11 protein-coding genes are annotated in these 14016 nt (G+C 63.9%); 5 read left to right on the top strand and 6 right to left on the bottom strand.

Annotation, left to right across the window (positions count from 1 at the left end):
• Positions 1–20 precede the first annotated feature (20 nt).
• The 5 genes from AC1RGE_RS06240 to AC1RGE_RS06220 form a co-directional block, all read right to left on the bottom strand.
• Positions 21–668 carry a response regulator gene (locus tag AC1RGE_RS06240; RefSeq protein ID WP_011061481.1) on the bottom strand — a complete coding sequence of 216 codons (648 nt, stop codon included), beginning with the start codon at positions 666–668 and terminating at the stop codon, positions 21–23.
• A gap of 74 nt (positions 669–742) precedes the next feature.
• The gene (locus tag AC1RGE_RS06235; RefSeq protein ID WP_492583685.1) at positions 743–3928 is read right to left on the bottom strand and encodes a hybrid sensor histidine kinase/response regulator; all 3186 of its coding nucleotides are present in this window, start codon (positions 3926–3928) and stop codon (positions 743–745) included.
• A gap of 106 nt (positions 3929–4034) precedes the next feature.
• Positions 4035–5225 carry a response regulator cyclic di-GMP phosphodiesterase PvrR gene (gene pvrR, locus AC1RGE_RS06230; RefSeq protein WP_011061479.1) on the bottom strand — a complete coding sequence of 397 codons (1191 nt, stop codon included), beginning with the start codon at positions 5223–5225 and terminating at the stop codon, positions 4035–4037.
• Entirely contained in the window at positions 5212–8049 is a 2838-nt protein-coding gene (locus tag AC1RGE_RS06225; RefSeq protein ID WP_011061478.1) for an ATP-binding protein, read from the bottom strand. Before AC1RGE_RS06225 ends, pvrR begins: the two co-directional genes overlap by 14 nt.
• Before the next feature lie 202 nt (positions 8050–8251).
• On the bottom strand, positions 8252–9073 hold the full coding sequence (locus tag AC1RGE_RS06220) for an aldo/keto reductase (RefSeq protein WP_492583683.1): 822 nt from the start codon (positions 9071–9073) through the stop codon (positions 8252–8254).
• A 222-nt stretch (positions 9074–9295) separates the two neighbouring features.
• Here AC1RGE_RS06220 and AC1RGE_RS06215 point away from each other — a divergent pair, with 222 nt between their 5' ends.
• The 5 genes from AC1RGE_RS06215 to AC1RGE_RS06195 all read left to right on the top strand — a co-directional run bounded on the left by AC1RGE_RS06215 (position 9296) and on the right by AC1RGE_RS06195 (position 13070).
• The gene (locus AC1RGE_RS06215) at positions 9296–9511 is read left to right on the top strand and encodes a TOBE domain-containing protein (RefSeq protein ID WP_011061476.1); all 216 of its coding nucleotides are present in this window, start codon (positions 9296–9298) and stop codon (positions 9509–9511) included.
• A gap of 41 nt (positions 9512–9552) precedes the next feature.
• Positions 9553–10590 (top strand): isopenicillin N synthase family dioxygenase, encoded by a 1038-nt coding sequence (locus tag AC1RGE_RS06210; RefSeq protein WP_492583681.1) that lies wholly within the window; start codon positions 9553–9555, stop codon positions 10588–10590.
• 28 nt (positions 10591–10618) lie between these two features.
• A complete protein-coding gene (locus AC1RGE_RS06205; RefSeq protein ID WP_011061474.1) occupies positions 10619–11428 on the top strand; it encodes a MetQ/NlpA family ABC transporter substrate-binding protein in 810 nt (269 codons plus the stop codon).
• On the top strand, positions 11425–12402 hold the full coding sequence (locus tag AC1RGE_RS06200) for a methionine ABC transporter ATP-binding protein (RefSeq protein ID WP_492583679.1): 978 nt from the start codon (positions 11425–11427) through the stop codon (positions 12400–12402). The genes AC1RGE_RS06205 and AC1RGE_RS06200 overlap by 4 nt, the downstream gene beginning before the upstream one ends.
• Before the next feature lie 65 nt (positions 12403–12467).
• Positions 12468–13070, top strand: coding sequence for a methionine ABC transporter permease (locus AC1RGE_RS06195; RefSeq protein WP_492584248.1), 603 nt, complete (start codon positions 12468–12470; stop codon positions 13068–13070).
• A gap of 18 nt (positions 13071–13088) precedes the next feature.
• Here the strand turns inward: AC1RGE_RS06195 and AC1RGE_RS06190 are convergent, their stop codons facing one another.
• Complete coding sequence (locus AC1RGE_RS06190; protein WP_011061472.1) at positions 13089–14000, bottom strand: AraC family transcriptional regulator; 912 nt, start codon at positions 13998–14000, stop codon at positions 13089–13091.
• Positions 14001–14016: the final 16 nt, after the last annotated feature.

The raw sequence follows: 14016 nt of genomic DNA, 5'->3' as shown, positions 1-14016 counted from the left end.
GCAGTTCCTTGGGCTGGAAATCAGTTGAATATATTGCGGCCAATGCAGTAGGTCAGTAGGTCCTGGTCGCTCTGCACCTCCAGTTTACGCATGGCGGAGATCTTCTGCGCGCTGATGGTCTTGGCGCTGCGGTTCTGGCTGCGGGCGATCTCGCTGACACTCTTGCCGGAAACGAACAGGCGCAGAATCTCGAATTCCTTGGGCGACAGGGTGGAGATGCGCTCGTCGATGGCGACATTGGATTCCAGCACCGAATTGGGGGCCGGCTCCAGGCTGCGATACACGGCTTTCTGGGCAATGGCCTTGAGGGCGATCTGGATTTCTTCGTGCAACTGGCTCTTCTGGATCACCCCGACCACACCCAACTCCCGCAGGCGGGTGAGGATCAACTGATTGGAAATCATGGTCAGGATCAGGATCTGCACGTGCGGGAAGTTGCGCTTGAGGTATTCCACCAGCTTCAGGCCATCACCGTAGGGCGAGTCCCCGGGCATGTTGTAGTCGGTGATGACCACATCCACCTGGCAGCTTTCCAGCTTCTGGATCAGGCCTTGGGAAGACAGGGTTTCGCCGACGATCTCGAAGCGCTCATCACGCTCCATCAGCTCACGCACACCGAGCAACACGATAGGGTGATCGTCAGCGATGACTACTTTCAGTTTTTCCATGGCAAACACACCCGTGCAATACGCAATTTAGTAAAGGAGCTAGGGACCGTCGGTACATTAAACCCAGCAGGCCATTATTCAAGGGGCAACAGGAGTCTGGACAAGCGTTGCATCAGTTGCCTGGCCTGGGCTTGCAAATCCGCAGTCAGAGCACCTTCCAGCAATCGGCACTCCAGTTCGGCGCACGCCTTGGCCAGTGGGGCTGCCTGCACCGCCCCCATGGCGCCGGCGATGCTGTGCAGTCGTGCGGCGGCGATCTTGCCGGCGCCGCTGTCCAGCGCCTCGGCCAGCCGCCGCAGATCCTCGTGCATGGTACTGAGAAACAGCGGGCGCATTTTCTCGGTGACTTGAATCCGGTCGCCTTGCGCTGTGTCGGGGGGAGGCCGGGACGGTGCGGCCGGCGGAATGCTGGGCGCTGCGGTCGCGGTGCTGGTGGGGCACAACTTCGACAGATGCCCTCGCAGGGTCTGCAGGTTCATGGGTTTGACTATCCAGGTGTTCATGCCGGCGGCGAGGCAGCGGATGCCTTCCTCGCGCAATGCATTGGCGGTGACACCGATGATCGGCAGTTGCGGGTCGCGGCGACGCAGCTCCCGCGCCAACTCGTAGCCGTTCATGAGTGGCATATTGACGTCGGTGATCACGATGTCGAAGCGCTGTGGCTGCCAGTGTTCCAGGGCCTGCTTGCCATTGGCCGACAGGGTCACCTGGCAGCCCAGGGCCTGTAGTTGTTCCTTGATGATTGCCTGGTTGATCGGGCTATGTTTGGCCACCAGGATGCGCAGGTTCAGTTGGCCCATGCGGCCGGTTCTCTGCTGTGCCTGTGCCTGGCACAGGGGCAGGCCCTGGTGGGCCAGCACCGCGGCCTGGGCGATGGCGCGAATATCGTGGGCGTCGACTTGCCAGGAGGTGGCCTGCGGCAGGCGGCCACTACGGCCCCCGGAGACGGCACTGACGCATGGGCCAGGCCAGGAGGCCAGGCCATCCCGGGGCAGCATGTCGATGAGCACGCCAGTCTGCGGCTCGTCGTTCCAGCCGAGGGGGGCCGGATAGGCCGGCACTCCCAGGCGGCCGAGCCAGTCACAGGTGTTTTTCAGCAACTCCGGCACCGGAGCCCGGACATACACCGGCGAACCTTCGGGCCATGGCAGCAATGGCGGCAGCCCTCCTGGCAGGCAGCGCAGCGTCAGGCGCAAAGAGAAACTACTGCCCAGCCCCGGCTCGCTGGTCACCTGCATCTGCCCACCCATCATCTGGCACAGGCGCTCGCAGATCGCCAGCCCGAGGCCGGCCCCGGCTTCGTTGGAGGCGTCGCGTACCTGGAAGAAGGGGACGAACAGCTGGGGTTGCTGCTGGGCTGAAATGCCGATCCCGGTATCGGTGACCTGCCATTCGATACGGGCTTGCTGGTCGCGCAACTCCAGCAACCGGACCCGCAATACCACCCGGCCGCTTTCGGTGAACTTGATCGCATTGCTCAGCAGGTTGTTGAGAATCTGGCTGATTCGCGCGGCGTCCCCCAGCAGCAGATCCGGCAGGTTGGGGTCGATGCAGGCATAGAACAGCAGGCCGCGCCGCTGGGCAGAGGCAGCGTGAGCGTGCAAGACATCCTCCAGCATGTCCAGCGGGCAGAACTCCAGCGGATCGATGCTCATTTGCCCGGCCTCGATCCTGGAGACGTCGAGCACATCGCTGATCAACTGGAACAGGGTGCTGGAGGAGCGCTGGATGGTCTGCAGGTAGTCGCTCTGGCGGCTGTCCAGGCGGGTCAGGCCGAGCAGTTCCAGGGTGCCGAGCACGCCGTACAGCGGGGTGCGGATTTCATGGCTCATGGTGGCCAGGAACAGGGTCTTGGCGGCATTGGCGGCGTCCGCCGAGCGCCTGGCCCGGTCCAGCGCCCTGGCATCTTCCACATGCCGGGTGACATCGTTGAAGGTACACACCAGCACATCCTGGCGTTGGTAGCGGGTCGAGACGAACTCTACCTGCAGGTAGCGCCCGTCGATGTCGAGGCTGGTTTCGCCGCCGTCGATCAGGCTGCGGTCCTGTGCCAGCCGAGACAGCAGTTGCGCCGTGCCTTGCCATTGCTCGGCCTGACGGTTCTGCAGGATTACCTGGAGGTTGTCGCGGCTCACCACGCATAGCCCCGAGGGAACGGTGTCGATGACCACACGGTTGAAGTCTTCGCTTTCATTGAGGCATTGCTGCGCCCGTTGCGCCGGGACCACCACCTTGTTGCGGTACCAGCGGCTGGCGGCCCAGCCGCAGGCGATGCTGCCTACCCCGAGGGCCAGCAGGCTCAGCATGGCCCACAGTGCGTAGTCGAGGTAGTTCCTGTAGCTGATGGCATAGAGCCCGGTCCACAGCTGCGGAGTCTGGCTGGTCACCTTGACGATCATCCCCTGTAGGCCGAAGTTGAGGCCTTCACCTAGCACGTCGGCAGGCGCCGGGTCGCCGGTGAGGGCGGTGCCGGAAGGCTCGATGAGGGTGAAGTCGTCGTAGATCGACCAGTGTCTGGTGTGCTCGAGGTGATTGAGGTCATCCAGGCTCAGCAGTGACGCGACCACGCTCCAGTCGTTGCCTCCCTGGACATCCAGCGGTGGAGCCGGCTCATGCAGGTTGATGTACGCCAGGAACCTGGTCGGTAGAGCTTCCGACGCGGGCGGCCTGTACTGTTGCCAATGGATCCGGTGGTCGGCAAAGCCGGCGCTCTTCACGAGCTGCTGGTGCAGCACCTGGTCTGCCACCCCGATGTCGGGCGCGGTGTTTCCCTCGGGGTGGCTGATGTCGAAATGGCCGAAGGTGTTGAACACAAAGGTTCGCGGAGCGACATGCTGCGAGCCTGACCAGAAGGCGCTGTAGAAGCTCGACAGCTGTAGCCCCAGGGCGAACACCCTGGGCAGCTCGCCGGCCGCTGGCTGCTGGGGGGACAAGCTCAGGCTGAAGGGCGTTGCGAAGGGGGATTGCTGGCCTGCGGTGAGCGGGAAGGCTTGCAGGTTCAGGTGATGAGGGGCGTCGAGGCTCAGGGCGTCGATCGAATGGCGCGCGGCCAGGCGTTTGAGAAACAGCTCCTGCTCCTGGATGTTCTCCATCAGTTGGGCGAAATGTAAGCGCACGTTGCTGTTCTGTTCATCGAACAGACGCTCGAGGGTCCAGTACAGGGTGGCGAACAGCAGCAGCGCCAGGCCCAGCAGTATGCCCATGTTCAATCGGGGCAAGCTGCGAGCCAGGTTCTGCAGCAAGGTGCTGCTTTCTTTCATCACTGATTTCCCAAACACATATAAGGGCCCTGCCGAGATTCCTATCTCTGGGGCAGGACCGTCAGCGATGAGTGACTGTTGCGCGGGCAGGCAATGGGTTCATCGGTTAATACACCGTGGCCGGCCCGTCTTGGGCCAGCAGTTGCTGAAACTGTTGCGAGGAGACCGCATGGGAAATCAGGAAGCCCTGCACCTGGGTGCAGTCGATCTTGCGCAACAGAGCCAGTTCGTGGGCGCTTTCCACGCCTTCGGCGACGACCGTCAGGCCCAGTTGCCGGCCCAGGGCGATGATGCAGGTCAGGGCCTGGGCTATTTCTTCATTGTTGTGACAGCCCTGGACCAGCCCCCGGTCGATCTTCAATTCGGTGAAGGGTGTCGATACCAGGTTCATGTAGGAGCTGTAGCCCTTGCCGAAGTCGTCCTGGGACAGGCCGAAGCCCTTGATGCGCAGGCGGCAGGCTCCGGCGTAGAAGTTGCTGATGTGCTCCGGGGTCGAACATTCCATGAGTTCGAAGCAGATCCTGGCCGGCACACCGTTGTGCTGGATCACGAAGTCGTACAGGCGGTCGGCCAGGTCGGCGCTGTTGAGCAGGTGGGTCGGCAGGTTGATGGACACCGGGATGTCATAGCCGTCTTCGCGCCAGTGCACCTGGGCCTCAAGGGCCTGCTCCAGGATCAGCCACAGTAGTTCTTCTTCGAGGCGGGCCACGGTGAGTGCCGGCAGGAAGTCGCAAGGCAGGAGCATGCCGTGTTGTGGGTGGATCCAGCGCACCAGGGCTTCGGCGGCGACGATGCGACCGTTGTTCAAGGCTTTCTTGGGTTGGAACCAGGCCTGGATCTGCCCGTTGCGCAGGGCTTCACGCAGGGTCTCTGGGCTGCATTCGACCCCGATCTGTGGGGGGCTGCTGTCATTGGCGAGTCCTGGCAACTGAGCGGTGAGTGCACGCAGTGCAGCCAGGTTCACGGGTTTGGAAATCAACCCGATGACCTTCAGCCCCAGGTTGCGGGCCACCAGGCTGGCGCCCATCAGCATGCGCCGGGATGACGCACTCATGATCGCCAGGGCCGGGCGCACGCGATGGGTGGCCAGGCTCTGGATGAACTGCACGCCATCCATGCCGGGCATCAGCAGGTCTGTCAGTACCAGGTCGAAGTGCCGCTGCTTGAGGCGTTCCAGCGCTTCTTTGCCGCTGCTTGCCACCTCCAGCTGGTAGGGCCCCAGCTCGTTGAACAAGTGTTGCAGGTACATGTACTGAAACGGCTGATCTTCGACGATCAAAATGCTACAGGACTTCATGGGGGGCTCTTTCATAGGGCGCCAGATAGTTGAACAACGCTCTTAATGCAAAGGGCTTCACCAGGCAGTGGTTCATCCCGGCTGCAAGACAGAGCTCTTCTTCTCCGCGCATTGCATTGGCCGTTGCCCCGATGATGGGGATCGAACAGCCTTGACGCCGAAGCTCCTGGGCCAGTTCATAACCGTTGAGTTTCGGCATGTTCACATCGGTCAGCACAACGTTGAAACGACCGGCCTTCCAGATGCAGAGGGCCTCTTCACCGTTCGAGGCCAGCTCCACGCTGCACCCCAGTTCTTCCAGTTGGTCCTTGAGGATCAACTGGTTGATCACGTTGTCTTCGGCCACCAGGACATGCAGGCTGAGCTTTTTCAGCTCGCGGTGATCGGAGTGATCCTCGCTCTGGGCCACCCAGACCCCCTGGGCCTGGCTGACGGCCTGATGGATCGCCCGCAGGTTGTTGGTGTTGATCTGCCAACTGCCGCCGTCGATCCGCGGTTCGTTATGGCCATCGCCGCTGGCGAGCACCAGGGGGCCCTGCCAGTCGGGTTCCAGGCGTTGCTCCACGCTGCCGGGGTGTAGTTCGATCAGTACGTTGCCCCGGGCCCGGTCGGACGGGCTCGGCAGGCTGAACTGGGCCCGGGCACCCCAGCGGCGCAGCCAGCCCGCCACCGATTCGGCCAGTTCACGCACCGGGGACACCACATAGACCATCTCCGGCAGCAATGGGCTGATCAGCGGGGTGTCGCCCTGCACGGCAGAGGCCTCCAGCGGCAGAGTCAGGGTGAAGCTGCTGCCCAGGCCGAGCTCGCTGACCATGCGGATATTGCCGTTCATCAATTGGGTCAGGCGCTGGCAGATCGGCAAGCCCAGGCCGGTGCCGGCGATCACGTTGGTGTTGCCTTCGGTCTGGTAGAAGGGCTCGAAGATCAGTGTCTGGTCGTCCTGGGCAATGCCCCGGCCGGTGTCGGAAACCTGCCAGAGGATGTTGCTGCGCTCGCCATCGCGGCTTTCGGTGCGGACCCGCAGGACAATGCGCCCGGTATCGGTGAACTTGACCGCGTTGTTCAGCAGGTTGCTGAGGATCTGGCGGATCCGGGTGACATCGCCGAGCAGGATCTCCGGCAACTGCGGGTCGACACAGGCATAGAACTGCAGGCCCTTGGCCTGGGCGGCCGCCGCGTAGCCCTGGATGATCTCGTGCACCAGATCCAGGGAGGAGAATTCGCTGAGCTCCAGGGCCAGTTGCCCGGCTTCGATCTTGGACACGTCGAGCACGTCGCAGATTAACTGCAGCAGCGTACCGGAAGAGCCTTCTATGGCTTGCAGGTAATCCTTCTGCTGGTTGTCCAGCTGGGTCCGCGACAGCAGCTCCAGGGTGCCGAGCACGCCATACAGTGGCGTGCGGATCTCGTGGCTCATGGTGGCCAGGAACAGGGTCTTGGCTTCATTGGCGGTATCGGCCAGGCGCTTGGCTTCTTCCAGCGCCGCCTCGATCTGCTTGCGAGCGCTGATATCGCTGAAGGCGCAGAACAGCACGTCCTCACCGTTGTAGCGAGTGGGGGCGGAGCTGAGGTACAGATGGCGCCCGTCGGCGGTTTCAAAGTAGTCCGAGCTGTTGGGGCGGGCCGGGTCGAAGGCCTGCTCGATCCACCCGGAACACAGCTGGTCGCGTTCGCTGCCGTTGCCCAGCCATTGCTGGGACAGGGTGTTTTCCAGCACCACCCGGCCATCGCTGCGGCGCAATACACAGAGTGCCACCGGGGCGATCTGGATCACGTCGCGGCTGAAGGCCTCGCTTTCGACCAGGGCCTGGATCCGGTGCAGGGCGGGGGCGATCAGGCGCACTTCGACCCAGTGGGTCAGCAGGCCGATCAGAGCCATGCCGGTCAGGCTGATGAGCAGCGCCGCCAGCAACTGCGGCCAGAGGCTCTTGAGCAGGTTCTGCAGGTCGAAGGAGTACACCAGCTGCCAGTCGGTAGCCCCCAGCTGCTTGCGGATCACCAGATGGTCGGGCCACCAGCGGCCGCCGAGAAAGCCGAAGAAACTGCCGCCCTGGACGTGGCGTACGTCGGCGCTCAGTCGGGCACTGGGCGCACTGCTGAAAATCAGCCCGCCCTGGGAATTGAACATCATGAAATCCCCGGCGCTCTGGTCGCTGAGGGCGGCGGAGACGCTCTTGCCGTCCATCTCCAGTCCAAGCCAGCCGGAGTGGGCGAAGCGTTCGTCAAGGCGAGTGAAGATGTACAGATGGGCGCCCGCCGCGGAGTTGTCCATCAGCCAAAGTTCTTCGCCGACAGGGATCTGCTCGGGCTTCAGAGCGATCAGCTTGTCCAGCAACCCGCCGGGCAGATCGCTGGTCTGTGGCCGGGTGCTGAACAGGCGTTGCACCTGCAGATCGCGGGTGCCGGGAATGTAGAGCAGGTTCAGTTGCTTGTTTTGCAGGTAGTTGCGCATGCGCAGGGTCAGCCAGATCCCCCACTGGTTGCCCTGCGGTCCACCCAGTTGCAGGTACGTCTCTTCTTGGGAGGCACCGCTGGCGCCTGGGGGGCTGATATGTTCCCCAGGGTCGTAGACCGCCGCCAGGCTCAGGCTTTCCAACAGGGCCGAGCGGCTGGTGAAGAATGCCTGGGCCTCGGCAATGGCGCTGCTCATGTAGCTTTGCCGTTGTGAGAGTTCGTTGTGCAGGCTGGAGCGAAGAAAGTTGTAGACCGCGCCGAACAGGCCGACCAGAAAAATCAGCGCCACGACACGAAGCAGCCGGCGGGCTGCTTCAGGACTGGAAAATAGGGGATTGATCTGATGCAGGTAGCTTTTTAATCTCATGCGCCAACTGTAATTGGGGGCATGCCAAGCAGGGATCAGACAATTCTTAAATCGCCCGGTACACAGTAGGTTTGTGGCACTTACAGTGTTCAGGCACTTCCTTATCCGTCGAACCTCGCAACTTTCCTCGCCTGTTCATTTTTTCAATGACTATCGTGCAGCCTTCGCGGTTTGAAAAATGCTCGTTGCGTCGGTGTTGTGCCTAGACCATTTCCAGGCGCTGCTTGCGCCGTGGCGGAGCAAACACCTGATCCAGGGCCAGCAGGTCCTCGGCGGGCAATTGCAATTGGCCGGCCTGGGCATTCTGACGGATGTGTGCCGGGCGCACCGCCTTGGGAATCACCAGCACGCCGTCCTGGCGCAGCAGCCAGGCCAGTGCCACCTGGGCCGCGGTGACCCCATGGCGCTGGGCGACCTGCAGCAGCACCGGTTCGGCCAGCAAGGCGCCACCCTGGCCGATCGGGCAATAGGCCATGAGCGGCATCCGCCGTTGCTGGCAGGCGGGCAGCAGGTCGAACTCGATACCCCGGGACTCCAGGTTGTACAGCACCTGGTTGGTAGCGCAGGCCGGGGAGTCGAGTTCGTCCAGGTCGGCCACATCGAAGTTGGAGACTCCCCAGCGGCGGATCTTGCCGGCTTCGCGCAGGCGCTCCAGGGCGTCCACGGTTTCCGCCAACGGATACTGGCCGCGCCAGTGCAGCAGGTACAGGTCGATGAAGTCGCTGCCCAGGCGTTTCAGGCTGCGCTCGCAGGCCAGGGGCAGGCCTTTGCGACTGGCGTTGTGGGGGTAGACCTTGCTTACCAGGAACACCTGGTCGCGACGCCCGGCAATGGCCTGGCCGACCACTTCCTCGGCACCGCCTTCGCCGTACATCTCCGCGGTGTCGATCAGGGTCAGGCCCAGGTCGATACCGGTGCGCAGGGCAGCGACTTCCTGATCCCGCAGGTGGCGGTCCTCGCCCATCCGCCAAGTGCCCTGGCCAATCACCGGAACCTGCGTGTCTGCCAGCATCAACGTGCGCATGCTTACCTCCTGGTATCTATCGAGAGTGATCAGTGCAGGGCACAGGGAAGCAAAGCCGGCGGGCAGGGTCAAGGCTGCGCGAGGGCGGGAGGCTGGGTCTTTTATATTCCTAAAAGAGATAACTATCTAATTATTTATTCCTTTTAAGGCTTTTGCCAAAGGCGCATGTTTAGCCCCAGCCGCTCAACTCCTGAGCCCGGTGCCAGCAAAGGACTTTTCAGCATGACCATTCAAGCGATCAACGTACGCAACCAGTTCAAGGGCGTGATCAAGGAGATCCACGAAGGCCAGGTGGTTTCGGAAATCGACGTGCAGACCGCCTCGGGCATTGTCACTTCGGTGATCACCACCCGCTCGGTGCGCGACCTGGAACTCAAGGTCGGCAGCGAAGTGATCGCTTTCGTCAAGTCCACCGAAGTCTCCATCGCCAAGCTCTGAGCCGCACCTGCGGACATCGTCCATTCACAGGGGAGTGAAGCATGCCGCACTCGCTGGATATCACCGCGCTGCCGGTCCTGGACCTGAGCCAATTGCAGGGCCACCCGGAGCAGCGTCGGATCTTTCTCGACGGCTTGCGCCAGGCGGCGCGGGACGTGGGTTTCTTCTACCTGACCGGGCACGGAGTCGACAGCGGCCTGCTGCGCCGGGTGCAGGACCAGGCGCGGGCGTTCTTTGCCTTGCCCGAGGCCGACAAGGCGGCCGTGGGCATGATCCACTCGCCGCACTTTCGCGGCTATAACCAGGCGGCTTCGGAGATCACCCGGGGCCAGCCGGACCTGCGGGAACAGTTCGACCTGGGGGCCGAGCGCCAGGCCTTGCCCCTGGATCCCCACTGCCCGCCCTGGACCCGCTTGCAGGGCCCCAACCAATGGCCGGCGCAACTGCCGGCGTTCAAGCCCGTGCTACTGGAGTGGCAGCAGGCAATGACCGCCATGTCCCTGCGCCTGTTGCGCGGCTTTGCCCAGGCATTGTCACTGCCGGAACAGGCCTTCGATGGGCTGTACGGCGAACGGCCCAACGAGCACATCAAGCTGATCCGCTACCCTGGCCGCGCGCCGGGGCAGAGCAACCAGGGCGTGGGGGCCCACAAGGATTCCGGGTTCCTCAGCTTTCTGCTGCAGGACCAGCAGGCCGGCCTGCAGGTGGAAGTGGAGGAGGGCCGCTGGATCGACGCGCCGCCCCGGGACAACACCCTGGTGGTGAACATCGGCGAGCTGCTGGAACTGGCCACCCACGGCTATCTGCGCGCTACCGTGCACCGGGTGCAGTCGCCGCCCGCGGATCGCCAGCGGCTGTCCATCGCGTTTTTCCTCGGTGCCCAACTCGATGCCCGGGTGCCGCTGTATCCCTTGCCCGAAGCCTTGTTGCGCGAAGCCCGGGGCCCGGCCAGCGACCCCGACAACCCGCTATTTCGCGAAGTGGGCTGGAACTACCTCAAGGGCCGCCTGCGTTCGCATCCGGACGTGGCCCGGCGTTTCTACCCCGATGCCCTGGTGCCCAAGGCACTGAGTGCCTGACCTTCATCCGCTGCTCAAGGACACTGCCATGCTGAAGAACACCGTCTTGACCCTGGCGTTGCTGGCCAGCCTGGGGGCGGCCCTGCCGACCACTGCGGCGCAGCCGTTGCGGGTAGCCGCCGACCCGGTGCCCCATGCCGAGATCCTCGCCTACGTACAAAAACTCGACCCGCAATTGCAGCTCAAGATCATCGAGATTCCCAATGGCGTGAACTCCAACGAACTGCTGGCCCACGGCGATGTGGACGCCAACTACTTCCAGCACCTGCCGTACCTCAAGTCTCAGGAACAGGCCCTAGGCCAGCCCTTCGCCGTGGCTGCCAGCGTGCACATCGAGCCCCTGGGGATCTATTCCAAGCGTCACCAGCGCTTCGAGCAGTTGCCCCAGGGCGCCAGCGTCGCGGTGCCCAACAATGTCACCAACCTCAGCCGCGCGCTGTACCTGTTGCAGAGCTACCAGTTGATCCGCCTCAAGCCCGGTTTCACCGACCCGGCCCGGGATCAGGCGACCCCCAGGGACATCGCCGACAACCCGAAACAGCTGAAGATCCTGGAGATCGAATCGCCGCAGATCCCCCGGGCCCTGGACGACGTGGACCTGGCGGTGATCAATGGCAACTACGCCCTGGAGGCCGGGCTGGTGCCGGCCAAGGATGCCCTGGGCCTGGAAAAGGCCGAGCACAATCCCTACGCCAACATCCTGGTGACCACCCCCAAGCTGCAGGATGACCCGCGCATCCGTCAGTTGGCCAAGGACCTCAACTCGCCGGAAGTAGCGGCGTTCATTACCCGCACCTACTCGGGCTCGGTGATTCCCGTCACGGACCGCCAGCCATGATCGAGGTCCAGCAGCTTTGCAAGGTCTACGGCGAAGGCCAGCCCGCGGCACTGGATCGGGTTTCGCTGACGGTTCCCGACAGGGCGGTGTACGGCATTCTCGGGCGCAGCGGCGCCGGCAAGTCGACCCTGTTGCGCTGCCTGAACCTGCTGGAGCGGCCCAGCAGCGGGCGCATCCTGATGGACGGCCAGGACCTTGGCGCTTTGTCCGCGAGCGAGCTGCGCCGGCAGCGCCAGGGCATCGGCATGATCTTCCAGGGCTTCAACCTGCTGCATTCGCGCACGATTGAGGACAACGTCGCGGTGCCTCTGGAAATTGCCGGCCTGGGCAAAAGCCAGCGCCGCGCGCGGGTTCTGGAACTGCTGGAACTGGTGGGTCTTGGCGACAAGGCCCAGGCCTATCCTTCGCAACTGTCCGGTGGCCAGAAGCAGCGGGTGGGCATCGCCCGGGCCCTGGCCGCCGGGCCGCGTTACCTGCTGTCGGATGAGGCCACCAGCGCCCTGGACCCGGAAACCACGGCGTCGATCCTGCAATTGCTGGCGCAGATCAACCGCGAGCTGGGGCTGACCATTGTGCTGATCACCCACGAGCTGGCAGTGGTCAAGGCCATTTGCAGCCACGCTGCGTCCCTGGCGGGCGGCCGGCTGATGGAGAGCGGGGCGGTGGCCGAACTGCTGGGCAACCCGCAGTCGGCCCTGGGCCGGGCGCTGTTGCCGGGCTACAACCTGCCGTTCAACGGCAGCCAGCCCCAGGCCGAACTGACCTTTTTCGACAACCAGCGCGCGGCGCCGCTGCTGGAGCAACTGAGCCGCCAGCAGGCGCTGGAGCTCAAGGTCCTGGCCGGTGGTGTCGAAGCGGTAGGCGGCCGGCGGGTAGGGCGCCTGCGCATCGCCGCCGCCCCCGCCGACGCCGGCAAATTCCAACAACTGCTGACGGCCCTGGCCCAGCGAGGAATTCGGAGTGAACGCCTGTGAACCGCAGCCTCGATTGGCAGGAACTGGCGCAGCTGCTGCTGACTGCCACGGGTGAAACCCTGTACATGGTGCTGCTGGCCTCGCTGTTCACCCTGTTGATCGGCCTGCCCCTGGGGGGGCTGCTGTTCATCAGCCGCAAGGGCGGCCTGTACCCCATGCCAAGGCTCAACCGGCTGTTGGGCGGGCTGGTCAATCTGGGGCGCTCGCTGCCCTTCGTGGTGCTGCTGATTGCGCTGATCCCCCTAACCCGGCTGGTGGTGGGCACCACCCTGGGCAGCACTGCCGCGGTGGTGCCCATCACCATCGGCGCCTTTCCGTTTTTTGCGCGGATCGTCGAGAACGCCCTGGATGAAGTGGACCGCGGTCGGGTCGAGGCGATCCTGGCCATGGGCGGGCACATCGGCCATGTGATCTTCAAGGCGCTGCTGCCGGAAGCCTTGCCGGCCCTGCTGGCAGGGCTGACCCTGACCCTGGTGATGCTGATCGGTTTTTCCTCCATGGCCGGCGTCATCGGCGGTGGCGGCCTGGGGGACCTGGCGATCCGCTACGGCTATCAGCGGTTCAACAACCAGATCATGGTGGCCACGGTGCTGGTCCTGGTGCTGCTGGTACAGGGGGTACAGAGCTGCGGCGACCGCCTGGTGCGGGCCCTGGCCCATCGCCGCTGAGTACATTCGGGGCGCGTTTCAGCGCCCTTCGTGCTGCTTGCGATAGGCCCCGGGCTGCAGGCCCACGGCCTTGGTGAAGGCCCGGGTGAAGGCGGCGATCGACTGATAGCCCACGGCGGCGCCCACTTGCTCCACTGTCTGGTTGGCCTTGAGCAACTGGCAGGCGTGGCGCATGCGCAGGGCCAGCAGTACCTGCCCCGGGGATTGCCCGGCCAGTTCATTGAACCGCTTGAAGAACGCCGAGCGCGAAAGCCCGGTCAGGGCCGCCATGCTTTCCAGGGGCCAGGCTTCTCCGGGGCGCTGGATCAACTGCTCCAGCAGCGGTGCAAACCCCGGGTGGCGGGCCAGGGCCACCAGGCCGCCGAGGTCCTGGTTGGCGTTGACCTGTTGGCGCAGCACATACAAAAACAGCAGATGGCTCAGGCGTTCCAGCAGCGCCGAGGAGGGCGCCGGGGTGCGCTGGCATTCTTCGAGAATCAGCTGGAACAGCGCCCGGGCTGCGCTCAGGGACGGGTCGCCGGCCCTCAGGATGAGCCAGCCCGGCAGGCTGTCGATGATCAGCGAGGACAGCCCGGGCTTGAAATGGAAAAAGCCGCAGACCAGCCCCACACCGTCCTGGGCTCCCGGCTCCAGGGGCACCATGGGCGTGCGCGGCAGTTGCTGCGCCGCTTCAGCCTGCTGGGCACTGGACAGCCGGTAGCCCAGGTCCTGCAGCAGGAATACCGCGTCCCCGGCATCCAGGCGCAGGGCCTGGGGCGCGCCGTCGATATGCAGCCAGCAATGGCCCTGGACGATCAGGTGGAAGCTGGCCCGGGCCAGGCCCTGGGTGCTGGCGTGCCAGCCTCCGCAGTAGCGTCCGACGTGAAACAGGCTGGCATCGAGTTCCAGGCCTTCTAATAACCAATCAACCAGTGGGCTTGACGAAATCATCTAAGGGAAACACTCA

The organism is Pseudomonas sp. GW823-FHT02C05, assembly GCF_058797595.1.
Note: the sequence above shows the minus strand (reverse complement) of the source record. Positions and strands in the feature narration are given on the sequence as shown.